Source organism: Mesorhizobium sp. M0047 (assembly GCF_040323315.1).
Taxonomy (GTDB): Bacteria; Pseudomonadota; Alphaproteobacteria; order Rhizobiales; family Rhizobiaceae; genus Mesorhizobium.
This window is the reverse complement of the sequence record NZ_JAMYUW010000002.1, coordinates 137,386-157,599: the sequence shown is the minus strand read 5'-3', so window position 1 is coordinate 157,599 and position 20,214 is coordinate 137,386. Positions and strand designations below refer to the sequence as shown.

18 protein-coding genes are annotated in these 20,214 nt (G+C 62.3%); 7 read left to right on the top strand and 11 right to left on the bottom strand.

Going from position 1 to position 20,214, the window contains the following annotated elements:
- Positions 1-67 precede the first annotated feature (67 nt).
- The 7 genes from NKJ89_RS02550 to NKJ89_RS02520 are packed head-to-tail and all read left to right on the top strand — an operon-like array spanning position 68 to position 7,317.
- Positions 68-1,024, top strand: coding sequence for a carbohydrate ABC transporter permease (locus tag NKJ89_RS02550; RefSeq protein WP_352599603.1), 957 nt, complete (start codon positions 68-70; stop codon positions 1,022-1,024).
- The gene (locus NKJ89_RS02545; RefSeq protein WP_352599601.1) at positions 1,021-1,965 is read left to right on the top strand and encodes a carbohydrate ABC transporter permease; all 945 of its coding nucleotides are present in this window, start codon (positions 1,021-1,023) and stop codon (positions 1,963-1,965) included. Before NKJ89_RS02550 ends, NKJ89_RS02545 begins: the two co-directional genes overlap by 4 nt.
- A gap of 4 nt (positions 1,966-1,969) precedes the next feature.
- Positions 1,970-3,085: an ABC transporter ATP-binding protein gene (locus NKJ89_RS02540; protein ID WP_352599598.1), complete on the top strand. Its 1,116-nt coding sequence runs from the start codon at positions 1,970-1,972 to the stop codon at positions 3,083-3,085.
- 5 nt (positions 3,086-3,090) lie between these two features.
- Positions 3,091-4,593, top strand: a complete 1,503-nt coding sequence (locus tag NKJ89_RS02535; RefSeq protein ID WP_352599595.1) for a GMC oxidoreductase — start codon at positions 3,091-3,093, stop codon at positions 4,591-4,593.
- Entirely contained in the window at positions 4,590-5,351 is a 762-nt protein-coding gene (locus NKJ89_RS02530; RefSeq protein ID WP_352599593.1) for a 3-ketoacyl-ACP reductase, read from the top strand. The genes NKJ89_RS02535 and NKJ89_RS02530 overlap by 4 nt, the downstream gene beginning before the upstream one ends.
- A 12-nt stretch (positions 5,352-5,363) precedes the next feature.
- Entirely contained in the window at positions 5,364-6,992 is a 1,629-nt protein-coding gene (locus tag NKJ89_RS02525) for a GMC family oxidoreductase (protein WP_352599591.1), read from the top strand.
- 10 nt (positions 6,993-7,002) lie between these two features.
- Positions 7,003-7,317, top strand: a complete 315-nt coding sequence (locus tag NKJ89_RS02520) for a Dabb family protein (protein ID WP_352599589.1) — start codon at positions 7,003-7,005, stop codon at positions 7,315-7,317.
- Between the two features lie 305 nt (positions 7,318-7,622).
- Here NKJ89_RS02520 and NKJ89_RS02515 read toward each other — a convergent pair whose 3' ends face one another.
- From NKJ89_RS02515 to NKJ89_RS02465, 11 genes are all read right to left on the bottom strand, one after another.
- Complete coding sequence (locus tag NKJ89_RS02515) at positions 7,623-8,468, bottom strand: EamA family transporter (protein WP_352599588.1); 846 nt, start codon at positions 8,466-8,468, stop codon at positions 7,623-7,625.
- Positions 8,465-9,367: an endonuclease/exonuclease/phosphatase family protein gene (locus NKJ89_RS02510; protein WP_352599586.1), complete on the bottom strand. Its 903-nt coding sequence runs from the start codon at positions 9,365-9,367 to the stop codon at positions 8,465-8,467. The genes NKJ89_RS02515 and NKJ89_RS02510 overlap by 4 nt, the downstream gene beginning before the upstream one ends.
- 88 nt (positions 9,368-9,455) lie before the next feature.
- Complete coding sequence (locus NKJ89_RS02505) at positions 9,456-11,006, bottom strand: cation:proton antiporter (protein ID WP_352599584.1); 1,551 nt, start codon at positions 11,004-11,006, stop codon at positions 9,456-9,458.
- Positions 11,007-11,293: 287 nt separating this feature from the next.
- A complete protein-coding gene (locus NKJ89_RS02500; RefSeq protein WP_352599582.1) occupies positions 11,294-12,358 on the bottom strand; it encodes an ABC transporter ATP-binding protein in 1,065 nt (354 codons plus the stop codon).
- An 11-nt stretch (positions 12,359-12,369) separates the two neighbouring features.
- Positions 12,370-13,161, bottom strand: coding sequence for an ABC transporter permease (locus tag NKJ89_RS02495; protein WP_352599579.1), 792 nt, complete (start codon positions 13,159-13,161; stop codon positions 12,370-12,372).
- Complete coding sequence (locus NKJ89_RS02490) at positions 13,158-14,072, bottom strand: ABC transporter permease (RefSeq protein WP_502904072.1); 915 nt, start codon at positions 14,070-14,072, stop codon at positions 13,158-13,160. Before NKJ89_RS02490 ends, NKJ89_RS02495 begins: the two co-directional genes overlap by 4 nt.
- A gap of 63 nt (positions 14,073-14,135) precedes the next feature.
- Positions 14,136-15,242: an ABC transporter substrate-binding protein gene (locus NKJ89_RS02485; RefSeq protein WP_352599577.1), complete on the bottom strand. Its 1,107-nt coding sequence runs from the start codon at positions 15,240-15,242 to the stop codon at positions 14,136-14,138.
- Positions 15,243-15,484: 242 nt separating this feature from the next.
- Positions 15,485-16,657, bottom strand: a complete 1,173-nt coding sequence (locus tag NKJ89_RS02480) for an iron-containing alcohol dehydrogenase (RefSeq protein WP_352599574.1) — start codon at positions 16,655-16,657, stop codon at positions 15,485-15,487.
- Positions 16,658-16,690: 33 nt separating this feature from the next.
- A complete protein-coding gene (locus tag NKJ89_RS02475) occupies positions 16,691-17,179 on the bottom strand; it encodes a DUF2569 domain-containing protein (RefSeq protein ID WP_352599572.1) in 489 nt (162 codons plus the stop codon).
- A 41-nt stretch (positions 17,180-17,220) separates the two neighbouring features.
- Entirely contained in the window at positions 17,221-18,609 is a 1,389-nt protein-coding gene (locus NKJ89_RS02470) for an aldehyde dehydrogenase family protein (protein WP_352599570.1), read from the bottom strand.
- 179 nt (positions 18,610-18,788) lie between these two features.
- Entirely contained in the window at positions 18,789-20,159 is a 1,371-nt protein-coding gene (locus NKJ89_RS02465) for a glutamine synthetase family protein (RefSeq protein ID WP_352599568.1), read from the bottom strand.
- Positions 20,160-20,214 lie beyond the last annotated feature (55 nt).

The following is a 20,214-nucleotide window of genomic DNA, read 5'->3' as shown; positions in this document are numbered from 1 at the left end:
CCCTGCTCCGGTGGGGAAGGCTCCGATCCGCGAAACCGGTTGGTCGCGCGTCGACGGGAGGAGCTTCATGAGCACGGTAGCGACAAGCCAGATCAAGCTGACGCCGGAGCACGCACGCCCGCGCGCCTCGGTGCGCTCGCGCCTGCAGGACGCGCTGCCGAAGATCGTGCTGGCGCCGAGCTTCGCCATCACCATCGTCTTCGTCTACGGCTTCATCCTGTGGACGATCTACCTGTCCTTCACCAATTCCAAGACCTTCCCGTCCTATGCCATCACCGGCTCGCGTGCTTATCAGCGGCTGTGGGGCTGGACCTTCGACACCGACCCGCCATCGAGCTGGTACACGTCGATCACCAACATGGGCATTTTCGGTTTTCTCTACATCTTCATCTGCCTGGCGCTCGGCCTGTTCCTGGCCATCCTGCTCGATCAGAAGATCCGCGGCGAAGGCGTGCTGCGGCCGATCTATCTCTACCCGATGGCGCTGTCCTTCATCGTCACCGGGGTTGCCTGGAAATGGTTCCTCGATCCCGGCCTCGGCCTCGAGCAGACCTTGCATCAATGGGGTTGGACGAGCTTCCATTTCGACTGGATCAAGAACAAGGATTTCGTCATCTACACGGTGGTCATCGCCGGCGTCTGGCAGGCCTCCGGCTTCATCATGGCGATGTTCCTGGCCGGCCTGCGCGGCATCGACGGCGAGATCATGAAGGCGGCGCAGATCGATGGCGCCACCACCTTCCAGCTCTACCGCCGCATCGTCATCCCGCTGCTGCGGCCGATCTTCCTGTCGGCCTTCATCGTGCTCGCGCATCTCGCCATCAAGTCCTACGATCTGGTGGTCGCGCTGACCAGCGGCGGCCCCGGCGGCTCGGCCTGGCTGCCCTCCAATTTCATGTACGAGTACACGTTCAAGCGCAACGAGATGGCCGTCGGCTCGGCCAGCGCCGTGATCATGCTGATGACCATCGTCGCCATCATCGTGCCCTATCTCTATTCGGAACTCAGGGAGAAGCCGCGATGAGCGCCGTCACCACTCCCGCCCGCCAAGCTTCCGGCGGCGTCAATTTCAAGCTCATCAACCGCGTCGTCATCTACGGGCTCTTGGCGCTGTTTGCGCTGTTCTACCTGATGCCGCTGTTCGTCATGCTGGTGACCTCGTTCAAGACCATGGAAGAGATCCAGAACGGCAACATGCTGGCGCTGCCACAAGCTCCGACCATCGACCCATGGATAAAGGCGTGGAGCGAAGTTTGCTCGGGCCTGACCTGCGTCGGCATGAAGGGCTATTTCTGGAACTCGATCAAGATGGTGGTTCCGGCAGTCATCATCTCGACCCTGCTCGGCGCGCTCAACGGCTATGTGCTGACAAAATGGCGCTTTCGTGGGGCGACGCTGGTGTTTGGGCTGATGCTGTTTGCCTGCTTCATCCCGTTCCAGTCGGTGCTGTTGCCGATGGCGACCATCCTTGGCAGCATCGGCCGTTTCGGCGTGACTTTGCAGAATGCGACCGGAACGAGCTTCGGCCTCGGTAATTCGACAGTCAACCTGGTCTTCGTCCACGTCGTCTACGGCATCGGCTTCACCACGCTGTTCTTCCGCAACTACTACGAGACGTTCCCAACCGAACTGGTCAAGGCGGCGCAGGTCGACGGGGCAAGCTTCTTCCAGATCTTCCGGCGCATCATGCTGCCCAACTCACTGCCGATCATCGTGGTGACGGTGATCTACCAGTTCACCAACATCTGGAACGACTTCCTGTTCGCCTCCGCCTATGCCGGCTCCGGCGACGTAATGCCGATGACGGTGGCGCTCAACAACGTCGTCAACACCTCGACAGGCGTCGTCGAATACAACGTCAACATGGCGGCCGCGATGATCGCGGCACTGCCCACCCTTCTCGTCTATGTGCTCGCCGGCCGCTATTTCGTGCGCGGTCTGATGGCCGGCGCCGTCAAAGGATAATCTGATGGCTTTTCTGGAAATTGATGGTCTGCGAAAGCGCTTCGGCCAGGTCGAGATCCTGAAAGGGATCGATGTCGAGCTCGAGAAAGGCGGCTTTCTGGTGCTGGTCGGCCCGTCCGGCTGCGGCAAGTCCACGCTGCTCAACACCATCGCCGGGCTGGAGACGATCACCTCGGGCGAAATTCGCGTCGACGGCCGCCAGATCAACGATCTGCATCCCTCCAAGCGCGACATCGCCATGGTGTTCCAGAGCTACGCTCTCTACCCGAACATGACGGTGGCCGGAAACATCTCCTTCGGCATGGAGATGCGCGGCGTGCCGACGGCGGAGCGCCAGAAGGCGATCGACAAGGTAGCCAAGGTGCTGCAGATCGGCCACCTGCTGCAGCGCAAGCCGAGCCAGCTTTCCGGCGGCCAACGCCAGCGCGTCGCCATGGGCCGGGCCCTGGTGCGCGACCCCAAACTGTTCCTGTTCGATGAACCCTTGTCCAACCTCGACGCCAAGCTTCGCGTCGACATGCGCATCGAGATCAAGCGCCTGCACGCCACCACCGGCACCACCATCGTCTACGTCACCCACGACCAGATCGAGGCGATGACGCTGGCGACCAAGATCGCTGTCATGCGCGACGGCGAGGTACAGCAGTTCGGCACCCCGGCCGAAATCTACAACAACCCGACCAATCTTTTCGTTGCCGACTTCATGGGGTCGCCGGCAATGAACCTGATCCCGGCGACGATTGGCACCAACGGCAACGCGCTGTCCGTCGTGCTCCAGCGCGAGGCGCGCGCGCCGATCAACCTGCCGATCGCCAATGCACCGGCCGGCCTGTCGGCATTCCAGGGCAAGCCGATCATCTTCGGCGTCCGCCCTGAAGCGCTGACCGATCCGGAAGGCGCCGAACGCAACGCCTCGAACATCGCCACGGCCGACTGCCATATCGAGGTCGTCGAACCGGCGGGCTCCGATACCTTCGCCGTCACCAATCTCGGAGGCAAGGGCGTGGTGGCTCGGCTGCGTGCCGACGCCAACATCCAGCCGGGCACCAACACGCCGCTCGCCTTCAACCTGACAAAGGCAGTGTTCTTCGATCCGGCGACCGAGAGCCGCATTCGCTGACGGCCATGACAAATCCGGACATCGTCATCATCGGCTCCGGCATAGGCGGCGCAACGATCGCCTGCGGCCTTGCCGGAAGCGGCGCCTCGATCCTGATGCTGGAACGCGGTGTGCCGTTGCCCGCGACGCCGCACGCGCGTGACACGCGTTCGATCTTCGTCGACGGCCACTACCGGCCGAAGGAGATGTGGCGCGAGGCCGGAGGCGCTGCCTTCAACCCCGGCAACTACTATTATGTCGGCGGCAATTCGAAATTCTATGGCGCGGTGCTGATCCGCTATCGCAGGGAAGATTTTGCCGCCATGGAGCATTTCGGCGGCGTCTCGCCGGCCTGGCCGTTTTCCTATGAGGAGTTCGAGCCTTGGTATTCGAAAGCCGAACAGCTGTTTCGCGTGCGTGGCACGCTGGGCGAAGACCCGACAGAGCCGTTCCACTCGCTCCCGTATGCCTACAAGCCAGTGCCCGACGAGGCACCGATTGCCCGCGCCCGCGCCGAACTCAAGAGCCTCGGCCTGCATCCGGCCTCGCTGCCGCTCGGCGTCGACATCGACACCTGGCTGAAAGAAGGCAAGACCGGCTGGGATGCTTTCCCAAACACCGGCCAGGGCAAGGTCGACGCGCAGACGGGACCACTGACAGCGGCACTCAAGGACAGCAACATCCGGCTCGAGACCAGCTGCTATGTCGAGTACCTGGAAGCGTCACCCGACGGCAAAAGCATCGCCACTATCCACTATCGGCAGGACGGCGAGGCGAAGAAAGTATCACCGAAGCTGGTCATTCTCTCTGCCGGCGCGGTCAATTCCGCCGTCATCCTGCTGCGCTCGCCCTCGCCAGACGGCAAAGGCCTCGCCAACCGCTCCGACCAGGTCGGCCGCAATTTCATGAACCACAATTCGAGCGCCATGCTGGCGATCGACCTGCGCCGCCGCAACGATGCCGTCTACCAGAAGACGCTGATGCTGAACGACTACTATCTGTCCGACGGCAAGGGCGGCAAGCCACTCGGCAATGTCCAGCTTCTCGGCAAGATCGACGGCAACATGCTAAGGGCCAATGTAAAGTTCGCGCCGAAATTCGCGCTCGATTTCATGGCCGGCCACGCCGTCGATTGGTACCTGATGTGCGAGGATCTGCCCGATCCGGAAAGCCGCATCATGGTCGACGGTAAGGACATCGTCATGCAATGGCGGCGCTCCAACATGCAGTCACTCGACGGACTGACCAAGGTGATGCGCGAAAATTTTCGCGCTTGCGGCTATCCAATCGTGCTGTCGCGGCCTTTCGACAAGCGCACCCCTTCGCACCAGTGCGGCACGGTGAAGATGGGCGACGATCCGGCGACCGCGCCGCTCGACCCCTTCTGCCGGTCGTTCGACCACAGGAACCTGTTCGTCGTCGATGCCAGCTTCCTGCCGAACTCGGCCGCCGTGAACCCGGCGTTGTCGATCGCCGCGCAGGCGCTGCGCGTGGCTGATCATATCCGCAAGATGGAGTTGACCGCATGACCCGCCCGGCAGCCATCGTCACCGGCGGCGCGCGCGGCATCGGGCTTGCTTGCGCCGAGGCGCTCGCGGATGCCGGCTTCGACATCCTGGTCGCCGATCTTGCCGAACAGGCGCCAGATGGTCTTGCTACTGATATTGCCGGCCGAGGCGCGAAATTCGCTTATGTCCCTTGCGACATCGCCGATCTCGCCAGCCACACCACGCTTGTCGATGCCGCGACGCGCGCCTTCGGCCGCATCAACTGCCTGGTCAACAATGCCGGCGTCGGCGCTGCCGTGCGCGGTGATTTGCTGGACCTCAAACCGGAGAATTTCGACCGCACGCTGGGCATCAATCTGCGCGGCACCGTGTTCCTCAGCCAGGCTGTCGCCAAGGCAATGCTGGCTACACCGGGCGACCACACAAAATCGATCATCACCATCACGTCGGTCAGCGCCGAAATGGCATCGCCCGAGCGGCCCGACTACTGCATCTCCAAGGCCGGGCTTTCGATGTGGGTGAAGAACCTGGCGTTGCGGCTGGCGCCCGAAAACATCGGCGTGTTCGAGGTGCGGCCGGGCATCATCCGCACCGACATGACATCCGGCGTGGCCGCTAAATACGATGCGCTCATCGACGGCGGACTGGTGCCGGCTAAACGCTGGGGCGAAGCGTCGGATATCGGTGCAGTGGTGGCGGCGCTCGCCGGCGGCAAATTCGGCTTTTCGACCGGCTCGATCATCAATGTCGACGGCGCGCTCTCCGTGCCGCGGCTGTAAGTGGACAGTGTCATGACCGACTACATCATCGTGGGCGCCGGTCCGGCCGGCTGCGTTCTGGCCAACCGGTTGAGCGAGGAACCGGCAAATTCGGTCCTGCTGCTGGAAGCCGGCGGCAAGGACTGGCATCCCTATATCCACATGCCGGCCGGCTTCGCCAAGATGACCAAGGGCATTGCCTCCTGGGGCTGGTCGACCGTGCCGCAGAGGCACATGAAGGACCGCGTCTTCTGGTACACGCAGGCCAAGGTCGTCGGCGGCGGCTCATCCATTAACGCCCAGATCTACACGCGCGGCAATGCCCGCGACTATGATGCCTGGGAGAAGGAAGAGGGTCTCACCGGCTGGGGCTACCGCGACGTGCTGCCTTACTTCAAACGCGCCGAGAACAACCAGCGATACGCCAACGACTTTCACGGCGACCAGGGCCCGCTTGGCGTGTCGAACCCGATTTCGCCGCTGCCTATCTGCGAGGCCTATTTCCGCGCCGGCCAGGAGATGGGTATTCCCTTCAACCCGGATTTCAATGGCGCCAGCCAGGAAGGGGTCGGCTATTACCAGTTGACCCAGAAGGACGCGAGGCGCTCCTCCGCTTCGGTCGCCTATCTCAGACCGATCCGTGCGCGCAAGAACCTGACCGTCAGGACCGATGCGCTGGTGACGCGCATCGTCGTTGAAAAGGGCCGCGCCATCGGCGTCGAAATTGTCGACAGACCAGGCGGCGAGAAGAAAATCCTGCGCGCCGAGCGCGAGGTGATCGTCTCGTCCGGCGCCATTGGCTCGCCGAAACTCTTGATGCAATCGGGCATCGGTCCGGCTGACCATCTGAAGGCGGTCGGCGTCATGCCGGTGCATGATTTGCCCGGCGTCGGCTCCAACATGCAGGACCATCTCGATTTGTTCGTCATCGCCGAATGCACCGGCGACCACACTTATGACAACTACGCCAAGCTGCACCGCACGGCCTGGGCCGGCCTGCAATACCTGCTGCTGAAGAAGGGGCCGGTGGCCTCCAGCCTGTTCGAGACCGGCGGCTTCTGGTATGCCGACCCGACCGCCGCCTCGCCCGACATCCAGTTCCATCTCGGCTTGGGTTCCGGCATCGAGGCCGGCGTCGAGAAGCTGAAAAACCCCGGTGTCACCTTGAACTCGGCCTTCCTGCGGCCGCGCTCGCGCGGCACGGTGCGGCTGAAAAGTGCCGATCCCGCCGACCACCCGTTGATCGATCCGAACTACTGGTCCGATCCCTATGACCGCGCCATGTCCATCAAGGGGCTGAGACTGGCGCGTGAGATCATGCGGCAGAAGGCGCTCGCCCCTTATGTGATGCGCGAGGTGCTCCCCGGCCCGTCTCTTGCCAGCGACGACGAGCTGTTCGATTATGCCTGCCGCAGTTCCAAGACCGACCACCATCCGGTCGGCACCTGCCGTATGGGTCATGACGACATGGCTGTGGTGACACCGGATCTTCGGCTGCGCGGCATCGAAGGCCTGCGCGTCTGCGACGCCTCGGTGATGCCGCGCGTGCCCTCCTCCAACACCAATGCGCCGACCATCATGGTCGGCGAAAAGGGCGCCGACCTGATCCTCGGCCGTGAGCCGCTGCCGCCGGCCGTGTTCTCTGGAAACCGGGCGGCTTAGGGTCAAAGAAATGATCAGGCACTGTGTGTTCGCTAGATTCCGCAACGATGTACCCGCCGCTGAACGCAAGGCGATCCATGCCGACCTCGAGGCACTGCGACAGGCTATCGACGGCATGGACGCGGTAAATTTCAGCGTCAATGTCAGCCCGGAGCCGTTCGCGCGCGGCTTCACCCACGGCTTCACTATCGACTTTCGCGATGCCGCCGCGCGCGACGCCTATTTGGTGCACGAGGCCCATCAGCGCGCCGGCGCAAGACTGGTCGCGGCGCTCGAAGGCGGCACCGACGGACTGATGGTCTTCGACCTGAGGATTGCTCCTTAAGACAAGATGCTCACGTTCCCCCGAAACTATGCAACATCACTGATATTTCCTACCTGGCGAACCGGAGAGTCTATTGTGAGACAATCGGAATGGTACCATCAGTTGGGGCCAAAGCGGGCCGTTGTTGCAGGTTTAATCTGCTTAGCGGTTGTATACCCAACAAACTTCTACCTGGGTAACATGGGTTACCAAATCTGGGGCTCTAGCGCGCTGCAATCGAAAAATTGGGGCACATTTGTAGATGTGCTTAGTTTCGTCGCCCCATACCTAGTGGTTAAATGGGTGATCGCGAGACGAAACCTGGACTAACCGAGCCTGAGCGCGACGACTCCGGCGACGATGCTGAGCGCGGCGGCCCCGCGCCAGCCCGTCATCTTCTCGCCGAGCGCGAACACCGAGATCATCATGGCAAACAGGATCGAGGTTTCGCGCAGCGACGCCACCGAGGCGATCGGCGCCTTGGTCATCGCCCACATGACGATCCAGTAGGCCGCGCCACTGAGCACGCCGGTGAACAGCCCTGCCTTCCAGTCACGCGCCAGCACCGGCAGCGCCTTCGGCCCACGGAAGATGAGGCACACAGCCAAGGCGCCAAAAGCATCGCAGATGAACAGCCAGGCGGCATAGCTCTGCGCCGTGGCGGCCAGCCGTGCGCCGCTGCCGTCCGACAGTGTGTAGCTGGCGATGAAGATCGAGGTGGCCAGCGCAAAGCCGACCGCGCGCAAATTGAGCCTCTCCAGATGGGCGCCGCCGCGAAACGACATCACCAGCGTGCCGGTCGACAACAGAAAGATACCCAGAATGGCAAGCGGGGCCGGAACCTCGGCGACGACGAACATGCCGCCAAGCGCCGCCAGCAGCGGTGCGGTGCCGCGCGCCAACGGATAGGTCTGGGCGAAGTCGCCGGCCTTGTAGGCGCCGATCAGGAAGGTCCGGTAACCCATATGGAAAAACACCGAGGCGATGATGTAGGGCCACACATCCGCCTTCGGCACTTCAACGAAGGGCAGCACCAGCAGGGCCGCGGCGCCCATGCCGAGCGTCATCAGCGTGATCGACAGGAAGCGGTCGAGATGGACCTTGACCAGCGCGTTCCAGATCGCATGCATGGCGGCGGCGGCAAGCACCGCGAAGAAGACGAACAGTGTCATGGGGCGATGCCGGGCGTTTCCAGATCGATGTCGACCCGCAGCGGGAAATGGTCCGACGCAACCTCGCCGATGTCGGCACTGATCGAACGCACGCGCCCGGCAAACATGCCGGCGACGAAGCAATGGTCGAGCCGCCGCTTTGCCACCTTACCGTCGATGCTCTTCACATGGGTGTGGAAATCCGCGGCCGGCTCGCTGGCAATGGCGGCGGCATCGACGAAGCCGTCAAGATAGGCAGCACCGCGATGGTAGGGCGTGCTGCCGACGATGCGGCGGTATTCGGCACTGCCCGGTTCCATGTTGAAATCGCCCATCCAGATCGCCGCCAGCGGGTTCTCCGGCTCCGCTTCGCCGCTGGTCCAGTTGCGCGTGGGCTCGTCGTCGACGCCGCTCCACGGCCCGCCATCGGACGGCGCCCGGCGGTGCGCGGCCATGAGGTAATCGATCTGCTCCAGCCGCTCCTCGACCGCGATATGGGCGAGATGCAGCGACAACACCCGCACCGGGCCGGCCGGCGTGCGGATCATGCATTCGAGTGCCGCATTGCGCGTGTTGAGCGGCCGCAGCGTACGGCGCATCGGCAGCGCATGCAGCCGCGACCAGACGATGGGCAGCTTCGACACCACCATGGTGCCGAACTGGCGGCGCCGGTTGACAATGCGGCGGTCGCGCTGCTCGCTGGCATCCATGTCGAAAGCTGGGCCGTAAACCCAGTGATAGTCGGGCAGCAGGCGCGAAAGCAGCTCCGGCTGGTCGTCGAAATTGCTGCGTTGCCAGTGCCGCTCCACCTCTTGCAGCGCAATGATGTCGGCGCCGGCAACGATGCGCGCTGCGCGCGAAAGATCGTAGCGCCCGTCGCCGCCGAACCCGTACTGGATGTTGTAGCTGACCAGCTTCATTGCTTATCCGGCTCAATTTTGTGATGGCAGTAGCCGTTCGGCGATAGCGTTGCAATGTGCCGAGCGAGCGACGGGGCTGGGCCAGCGGCTATGTCGTCAGCGGCTGGAACCGGCCGGGTGGCGACGCAGCCAGTTCGGTCCAGTCGATCTCTTCCTCCAGGCGGTGATAGGCTTCGTCACCGATCGTGCCGTTGCGGCGCAGTTCCTCCAGCGCGTCACGCTGGCTCTTAATGGCATAGAGGCGCAGGCGGTCATACTCGGTCGCCGCCTGGGCATCGTCAGGATTTTTGGCGATCTTGCGTTGAGCGGCATACTGCTCGCGCACTGCGGCCGCCGCGTCCGATGTCTTGCCGCTCAATATATCGAGGGCGGCCTGCATCACCACAACGCGTGCCTGCGCAACCTCGCGGGCAACGGTTTCGTCCGGGTCGAGGTTCAGCAGGCGCAGCAGCGGCTTCAGGCTCATGCCTTGCAACACCAGCGTGCCGAGCACGACCGTGAAGGCAGCGAGCACGATCGGGTCGCGGGCGGGGAACTCAGCCGGCAAGGCGAATGCCGCCGCAAGCGTCACCAGACCGCGCATCCCGCACCAGCCGATGAGCATGCCGCCGCGAAGCGATGGCGCGTCCCGCTGACGATCCGCGCTGCCGAAACGGGCAAACCACCTGATGATCGCGCCGCAGCCCAGCACCCAGATCAGACGTGAAACGATGACGATGGCAAGCACGATACCGGCCAGGACGAACGCATCAGTCTGCCCCGCGCCGGCAAGCCTGCCAACAATCGTGCGCGCCTGCAGGCCCATCAGCACGAAAGCCAATACATTGAGGACAAAGACTGCCGTTTCCCAAACTGAATAGGAGCTGATGCGATTTCTGGCCGGCATGCGGCGCGGCGCGGTGCGGGCGATGGTCATGGCATAGACCACGATGGTGATGATGGCCGAAAGGCCGAGCCTGTCAGCGAGGATCCAGACCCCGAAAGTTCCGGCGAATTGCACCACCGTGCTGCTCGCCGCATCCTCGATCCGGGTGAGCGTCATAAGCGAGAGGCGGCCAAGCAGATAACCCGCAACCAGGCTGCCTATTGTTGACAACAAGATCGTCGGAATGGCGTTGCTCAGCATGATCGAGCCGAGCGCTGCCGAAACCGCCAGCCGATAGATCAGCAGTGCCGTGGCATCGTTGAGCAGGCTCTCGCCCTGCAGGATGGCGGTGATGCGGTGCGGCACCTTGAATTGTCCGAGCACAGCAGATGCCGCCACCGCATCCGGAGGTGCTACGATTGCGCCGAGCGCGATCGCCGCCGCTATCGGCAGACCGGCCATCTTCCAGCCGACGAACGCAACCACCACAGTGGTGAAGACAACGGCGCCAAGTGCCAGCAGTGCCAGCGACAGCCGGTAGCGCTTCAGGTCGCGTAACGAAGTGTCATAGGCGGCGTCGAGAAGCACCGGGGCGATGAACAGGGCAAGCGCCAGTTCCGGATCGATTTCGATCATTGGCGCACCCGGCACGAAGGCGATGCCCACCCCGGCCAAAGCCAGCAGGGACGGATAAGGAACCTCCAGCCGTCGCGACAGCGCCGTCAGCGCGACAGCGATCAAAAGCAGGACAAGCGTGAGTTCGAAAAGAGCCATGGCTTGTTATATCCGTGAAGCGGAATTGGCGGCAGTGGCAAAGCGGCCAAGCGCAGGATGTTTGATCGGCGAGCCGGCCGGCCTTCAGGCGAGTCGCAGCTATGGATAGCGCGCCGGCTCGAGAACATTCTATTTGGAGGGGCCCAGGTCGTGTCGAGATTGAGGTCACGCCGGGTCGAAAATGATGATTCCTGGAACCGGAGCGTAATTAATCTGGGATAGGTGAGGCACCGGAAGCGCAGGAAACCGGCATTTGTCGGTCGGCCTCACCTGAATATCGGCACAGCCTAGTGCAGCACCAGCATGTCGCTCGACGAGAACGAAATCTCCGCCTTTTCGCCAACTGCCGGGGGCGGCGTTGCCGGGCTGTTGAACGTGTCGAGCGAGACCGTGCTGCCGCCGATGCCGACGCGAACCCGGATGACCGAGCCGAGGAAATGCACTTCGGAAATTTCTCCCGAAAGGCTGGAGTCACGGCCGGGCTGGCGGCCCAGCGAGATCGCTTCCGGGCGCAGCGCCAGCGACAGCGTGTCACCGGATTTGGAACCGTTGAGCTTGCCCTTGAGCGAGACCTCTTCGCTGTTGACCCGCACCGTGCCTGCCAAGGCATCGGTGACGGTGCCTTCCAGCACGTTCAGCGTGCCGACGAAGTTGGCGACGAACTTGGTTGCCGGGCGGTTGTAGATCTCGAACGGCGTGCCGACCTGCTCGGCCTTGCCACCATGCATGACGGCGATGCGGTCCGAGATCGACAACGCCTCTTCCTGGTCGTGCGTCACGAAGATGGTGGTGATGCCGAGCTTCTTCTGGATCGAGCGGATTTCCTCGCGCAGCGACACACGCACCTTGGCATCGAGCGCCGACAGCGGTTCATCGAGCAGCAGCAGCTTCGGCTTCGGCGCGATGGCGCGAGCCAGCGCGATGCGCTGCTGCTGGCCACCCGAGAGCTGGTAGGGATAGCGATCCGCCATCTGCGGGAGCTTGATGATGTCGAGCATCTCGGCGACACGGGCATCGATGTCCGCCCTGGGCATGCCCGCGACCTTGAGGCCGAAGCCGATATTCTGCGCCACGGTCAGGTTCGGAAACAGCGCATAGGCCTGGAACACCATGCCGACATTGCGCTGGTTGGGCTTCAGCCTCGTAATGTCCTTGCCACCGACGACGATCTTGCCGGCGCTCGGCTCCTCGAAGCCCGCGACCATCCGCAGCACCGTGGTCTTGCCGCAGCCGGACGGGCCGAGGAAAGAGACGAATTCGCCGCGCTCGACGTCAAGATTGAAGTCCTCCACCACCGTGGTGGCGCCGAAGGATTTTCGAACGTGCTGGATGGACAGGAACGGGTCGGCCATGGCTTTGACTTTCAGTTCGGGCGGTTCGCCGATCTCGGCGCGAAGCGGGACAGGATTTGGATCAGCGACATGCAGCCCCAGGTAATGGCGAAGGCGATAATGGCGAGCGCTGCCGGCTCATAAGCGCGATTGGCGCCGATATTCTGCAGATAGGGGCCGAAAGCCGGCCGATTGAGCAGGCTCGCCATGGTGAACTCGCCAATGACGATAGCGAAAGTGAGGAAGGCGCCCGACAGCACCGCGATCAGCACATTGGGCAGGATGACGCGGGTGATGATCGTCCCCCAACCAGCACCAAGGATCTGTGCCGCTTCCGTGAGGGTACGCACGTCGATGGTGCGAAGCCCTGTGTCGACGGCGCGATACATATAAGGCAACGCCAGTGTCGCATAGCCGATGACCAGCAAGGCATTGGTGCCTGTATCGGTCGCCAGGAACGGCAGCGGCGAATTCGACCCGTACATTCTGATGTAGCCGAAGACGATGACGATGGCCGGGATGACCAGCGGCAGCAGCGTGATGAACTCGACGATCGGCCGCAACTGCGGCAGGCGCAGCCGGATCCAGTATGCAGCCGGCACCACGATGAGCACGCCGAGAATGATGGTGAAGACGGCGGCGAGCACCGAATAGCCGAAGGTCGCCTGGAAGCGGGCATCGCCGAGCACGACCTTGTAGGCGTCCAAGGAGTACTCGCCACGCCGCATGCGCATGGAGAACTCCACCGTCGCAATCAGCGGAATGAAGAAATAGGCCGCGCCCAGCGCGAAGACGACCCAGGCCCAGAACCTGCCAGCCTTCATTTGAGCCACCTCTCGGAACGGGTGCGGAACCAGATGTAGAAAACATTGGCAAGACCGGTAATGACGATCATGCCGAAGGCTATGGCGTAGCCGAGATGGGCATTGTGCAGCACGTCTCCACGGATCTGGGCATAGAGCAGGATCGGCACGATGTTGAGCGACGAGCCGGTCAATGCATAGGCGGTGGCGATGGCGCCGAAGGCGTTGGCGAACAACAGGATCACGGTGCCGAGGAAACTCGGCCAGATCACCGGAATGACCACCATGCGCCAGTACTGCGACATGGTCGCGCCCAGCGTCGCGGCGGCCTCGCCCCATTCCTTCTTCAGCCCGTCGATGGCTGGCACGATGATGACCACCATCAGCGGTATCTGGAAATAGACATAGGTCAGCGTCAGGCCCCAGAATGACAGGATGTTGAAACCATGCGCATAGATGTTAAGGCCAAACAGGGTGTTCAGGATCACCGTCGCAAGGCCGAGCCGGCCGAGCGTGGCGAGGAAGGCGAAGGCCAGCGGCACGCCGGCGAAATTGGAGGCCACGCCGGAAAACGTCAGTGTCGCCGAGCGTATCCAATCCGGCAGGCCGCCGCGCACGATGGCAATGGCAATCGCCAGCCCCGCAAAGGCGCCAATCAGCGATGAAGCGAGGCTGACCTTGATCGAAATCCAGTAGGCGGCAACGATCGAAGGCTGCGCCAGTGCGGCAATATTTTCGAAGGTGAATTCACCCGCCTCATTCTGGAACGCGCCTAGCATCAGATACAGCGTCGGCAGGATCAGGAACATGATGGCGAAGATGAAGAACGGCGCGACACCAAGCCATTGCGTGGGCAGCCGCATGCTACGTGCTTCGGCGGGAGGCGCAGTCTTGCCGGTAACAGCGTGGTCGGACATTGAGATATCGGTCATGCGCCGGCTACCGTCTTCGAGAGAAAGACCGGGCGACCCAGAGGCCGCCCGGCATGGCATAACTTACTTGACGTTGGCGCCGACAACGGCATCCCAGTTCTTGGTGATGGCTTCCTTCGCCTTGCCCTGCTCGTCGAGCGTCGGGAACGCCGCGGCCGCATAGGACTCAGCCGGCGGCAGCTTGGCCAGCACGTCCGCCGGGATCTTGTTGTTCTTGGCAAGATCGTTGAAGCGGATCGGGTGGCAATAGCCCTTCAGCCAAGCGATCTGGCCTTCGTCGGAATAGAGGTATTCCAGCCAGAGCTTGGCTGCGTTCGGGTGCGGCGCGTAGGCGCTGATCGCCTGCACGTAGACGCCGGCGACGACACCGGTCTTCGGCACGACGACGTCGACGGGCGGGTTGCCCTTCAGCGTGTCACGGCCGGCGAGCGCGTTGTAGTCCCAGGTGACGAGGATCGGAGTCTGACCCTGGGCGAGCGTGGCGGCCTTGCCGATGACCGGCACGAAATTGCCGGCGGCGTTGAGCTTCTTGAAGAAGTCGAGGCCAGCGGTGCCGGCTGCCTCGCCAGCAGCCGCACCCGACGACAGGCCAGCGGCATATACCGCCTGGATGGCCTGGTTCGACGCGCGCGGATCACCGGCCAAAGCGACCGAGTTGGCGAATTCCGGCTTCAGCAGGTCGGCCCAATCCTTCGGCGATTCCTTGACCAGATCCTTGTTCACCTGGAAGGACAGCACGCCGTAGTAGTCGCCGGTCCAGAACCCTTCGGCGTCCTTGGCGCTCTCTGGGATCGAGTCCCAGGTCGACACCTTGTAAGCCTGGATCAGGCCATCCTTCTTGGCCGACGGGCCGAACGACAAGCCGACGTCGATGACGTCGGGCGCCTGCGGGCCCTTGTTGTCCTTGTTGGCCTTGATCGCCTCGACCTCGTCACCGGAACCGGCATCGGGGTTGAGTTCGTTGACGGTGATTTCCGGATACTTCGCCTTGAAACCGGCGATAACGTCGCCGTAACCGCACCAGTCATGCGGCAGCGCGATGGTGGTAAGCTGGCCTTCGGCCTTGGCGGCCTTGACGAGATCGTCCATCGAATCCGCGGACGAAATCACCGTCGACGCGAAAAGCGCCGCGGCCGAAAGGGAAAGCACTTTCCCCGTGAATTTGAACATGTGTTCTCTCCGTTGAACTGACGCCGTTGGACGCCTGCGATGCGGTATCGTTTTCATGTGACAGCCAGATGAAAGCTTTATGAAACCGGCTGCTCGCAGTGCGAAAAAGTAAACTCTTTTTAACCGGTTGTAGCAATCGCTTCGCGATTCTTTTTCCGGCTAACTAATTTCTGCCTTGCCCGTCATCCTCCCCCTTGTTTTTGTAGCCCCTTTTCAAATCACTTTGCGATGCGGAAAAAGCCTCAGACCGTGCCGGCGATGGCGTTTTCGAGCAACGTCAGCGCCGCCTTCTTGGTCAGCTTGACCGGGTTGCCGCCTGCGGTCGGATCGACCACCGCCATGTCGGCGATCAGCCCCTTGCGCTTCTTGTCCATGTCGAGCCCCTTGATCAGGCCCGGCAGCGCGTGCGGCACCTTCAATTCCTTGCGCAGCTTGACGATCGCCTTGGCGAAGCCGTCGAAGCCGCCCTTGATGCCGCAATAGGCGGCGAGCCGGCCAATACGCTCCTCGATCGATTCCCGGTTGAAGGCCAGCACATAGGGCATGAACACCGCATTGGTCATGCCGTGATGGGTATCGTAGAGCGCGCCGATCGGATGCGACAGCGAATGGATGGCGCCGAGCCCCTTCTGGAACGCGGTGGCGCCCATCGCGGCAGCACTCATCATATGGGCGCGCGCAACGAGATCCTTGCCGTTGGCAAAAGCCTTCGGCAGGTTCTCGAAGACCAGCCTCACACCTTCAACGGCAATGCCGTCGGCCATCGGATGGTAGCCCGGCGCGCAATAGGCTTCGAGGCAGTGGGCAAGCGCGTCCATGCCGGTACCGGCGGTGATGAAGCCGGGCATGCCGACCGACAGTTCCGGATCGGCGATGACGATTGCCGGCAAAAGTTTCGGATGAAAGATGACCTTCTTGGTGTGCGTCGCCTCATTGGTGATGACACCGGCGCGGCCGACCTCCGATCCCGTACCGGCGGTGGTCGGCACGGCGATGATCGGCGCGATGGCATCCGAATTGGCGCGCGTCCACCAGTCGTCGACATCCTCGAAGTCCCACACCGGCCTGGTCTGCCCGGCCTGGAAGGCAATCAGCTTGCCGAGATCGAGCGCCGAGCCGCCACCGAAGGCGATGACGCCGTCATGCTTGCCCTTCTTGAACACGGCGATGCCGGCGGTCAGATTGGATTCGACCGGGTTCGGCCTGACCTCCGAAAAGACGCCGTAGGGAACCTTGGCGTCGTCAAGGATCTTCAGCGTCGAGGCGACGACCGGCAGTTTCGCCAGGCCTGGATCGGTGACGAACAGCGGCCGCTTGATGCCGGTGGCCGACAGCACCTCAGGCAATTCCTTGATGCGCCCGGCGCCGAAGCGGACGGTGGTGGGGTAGTTCCATTTGGAGATCAGCTTGGACATTTTTTCTCGATTTCAGGACATTGTGAGTGGTGGCTATTGGGTGAAAGTGTTCTGAACCCGCCGGGACTTCTGCATGTATAGAATCCAGATTACGGAATAGACGATCGAGTGTTGAATATTCTTTGCCGCCTCTCCATCGAACAAAGCCACGCCTTGCGCCTCAAAGATATCGCCAAGAAGGATGCTCCCGGCGGCAAGATCGGTCAGGATAGAGACGGGACTGACGGCGGCCCAGACGATGTAAAGGCGTGGAAAGGCCCGCCTCTTGCCAATCAGCAAAACGAGCAAGCCCAGCGGGCAGGCGACCGCGATCGCCAGATATCCGAAAATCTCCGTTACGACAAAGACCTGCTGCGCACCGGTTAGTAGGCTAAAATACTCGGACAGGCCGATATGGTGCTCGAACACAACCAGACCAACCAGAGGCATGAAAATGAGGCCAAGCATCGGCATGACGAGGTAGCCGCCAATACCCTCTGGCCCCTGACGGGCCAATGGTGCGGACGGCTGTATCTCAGACATTTCTCCTCCTTGAGTGGCCCAATGCTCGGTACTCAGGCAGCTCAGATGGCTTCGCGCAGATGGAATGATTTCGGCCGGGTCAGATTGTCATAGCCGATGGCGGATAAGCCGGCACCCTTGCCGGTGTCCTTGACGCCGGTCCAGACCAGCGCCGGGTCGAGGTAGTCGCAGCGGTTCATGAACACCGTGCCGGTTTCGACGCGGTTGCCGATCGCCACCGCATGCTCGGTATCGCGCGTCCAGATCGAGGCCGTCAGCCCGTAGGGACTGTCGTTCATCAGCGCGATCGCCTCTTCGTCGTTGCGCACCTTCATGATGCCGACGATCGGCCCAAAGCTCTCCTCGCGCATGACGCTCATCTGATGGTCGACATTGGTCAGCACTTCCGGTGCCAGATAGGGCGAGCCGGCCTTGTCGTTCGCCACTTTCATGTTGATGTGTGCCACCGCGCCCTTGCGCAGTGCCTCGGCCTTCTGTTCGCGGATCAGGTCGGCGAAGCGCGCCTGCGCCATCGGCCCCGTCGTCGTCGCCTGGTCGAGCGGATTGCCGACGACATAGTTCTTCGTCTCGGCGATGAAGCCCTCGACGAATTCGTCATAGACCTTTTCGTGCACATAGACGCGTTCGATGCCGCAGCAGCATTGACCGGAATTGTAGAAGGCGCCGTCGACCAGATTGGCGACCGCATGGTCCATCTTGGCGTCGGGCAGCACATAGGCCGGATCCTTGCCGCCAAGCTCCAGGCCGAGCGTCATGAAGGTGCCCGCCGCCGCCTTTTCGATGGCGCGGCCGCCGCCGACCGAGCCGGTGAAGTTGACATGGTCGATCTTGCCCGAGCCGAGCAGTTTTTCTGTCTGGGCGTGGTTCAGCACGACGTTCTGGAACACGCCCTTGGGCAGCCCCACTCTGTCGAACGCCTGTTGGAAGCGTTCGCCGACCAGCAGAGTCTGCGCCGCATGCTTGAGGATGACGGCGTTGCCGGCCATCAGTGCCGGCACGATGGTGTTGACGGCGGTGAGATAAGGATAATTCCACGGCGCGATCACCATGACCACGCCAAGCGGATCCTTCTTCACATAGCGGCGGAAGCCATCCTTCGGATTGGAAGCCGGCACTGACCTGAGTGCCTGTTCGGCGATCTCGACCATGTAGTTGGTGCGTTCCTTGACGCCGCCGAACTCGCCGCCATAACGAACAGGCCGCCCCATCTGCCAGGCGATCTCCGGCACGATCTCGTCGGTCATCGCAACCAGCGCTTCCAGCATCGCCAGCATGTACTTGCCGCGCTCGACGATCGGCGTCTCAGCCCACTTCTCCTGAGCCGCTTTGGCGCGCTCGACCGCGGCGCTCACCGCCTGGTCTGTCGCGATCGGCCGCTCGGCATAGATCGAGCCATCGACTGGGGATATGAGTTTGACCGTTTCGGTCATTTTGTAAGTCCTCGCATTCTGTAACGAAAATCTTGTGGTCTAGCGCTGTCCCTCATCCGCCTGCCGGCCCCTTTTCCCGATTGTGACGGGGAAAGGGACGTGGCCCAGCGCTTGCGGCCCCTCTCCCCGCTCTACACGGGGAGAGGATAAGAGTGAGGGGCGGCGCCGAGAAACGGTACTTAGTACCGCTCGAACCCTCTATGCAGTTCCCAATCCGTAATCCGGCGGTCGTATTCGAACTGCTCCCATTTTGCGGTGTGGACATAGTGTTCAAGCACGTCCTCGCCGAGCGCCTGCTTCAGCATCATCGAGTTCGTCAGCGTCTCGGTGGCATCGCGCAGCGTCTTCGGGATCTCCGGCAGGCGAGATGCCTGATAGGCATCACCGACAAACGGCTTTTGCAAGTCCAGTTTCTCGTCGATGCCGGCAAGGCCGGCTGCGATCAGCGCCGCGAAGGCAAGATAGGGGTTGAGGTCGGCGCCGCCGATGCGGCACTCCATGCGGATGCCCTTGGTGCCCTCGCCGCACAGCCGGAAACCGGCGGTGCGGTTGTCCTCGCTCCACATGATCTTGGTCGGCGCGAAGGTTCCAGCCTGGAAGCGCTTGTAGGAGTTGACGTAAGGCGCCAGGAACCAGGTGAATTCGTTGGCGTATTTGAGTTGGCCTGCCGCCCATTGCTGGCCGAGCGTCGACAGCGTCCACTCCGCATTTTTGTCGAAGAACAGCGGCGTCTTGCCGTCGGCGCTCCACAGCGAATTGTGGATGTGGCTGGAATTGCCGGCGAGCCCGTAATTGTATTTGGACATGAACGAAATTGCCTTGCCCTCGGACTCGGCGATTTCCTTGGCGCCGTTCTTCAGGATGACGTGGCGGTCGGCCATGTCGAGCGCCTCGGCGTAGCGCACATTGATCTCTTCCTGGCCGGGACCCCATTCACCCTTGGAATTCTCGATCGGGATGCCGGCCGCTTCCATCTCGTTGCGAAGCCGGCGCATGACGCCTTCTTCCTTGGTGGTGATGCCGATCTGGTAATCGCCGATATAGGGCGATGCCGTGTCGAGGCCCTGCCAATGCTTCTTGCGGGCGGAATCGTAGGTCTCGTTGAACAGGTAGAATTCCAGCTCTGAAGCGAAATAGCCGATATAGCCGCGCTCCGTCAGCCGCTTGACCTGCTTCTTGAGGATGGCGCGCGGCGAGTGCGGCAGGTCGTCATGCGTGTGGTGGTCGAGCACGTCGCAGATCACAAGTGCGGTCTTTTCCAGCCAGGGAATGCGCCGAAGCGTGGCCAGATCCGGCTTCATAACGAAGTCGCCATACCCTTTCGACCAGCTCGCCGCCTTGTAGCCGGGCACGGGCTCCATATCGATGTCGGCGGCCAGCAGATAGTTGCAGCCATGCGTTTCGTCGTGCGCGGAATCGACGAAGTATTGCGCCAGGAACCGTTTGCCCGCCAGTCGGCCCTGCATGTCGACGATGCAGGCCAGCACCGTGTCGATCTCGCCGCTGGAGACCGCTTTCTTCAATTGATCGAACGAGAAATTTCCGGCCATTCCTTTGGCACTCCAGCGCTTGACGATTGAAAGGGGCTAACGAAACCATGGCCGG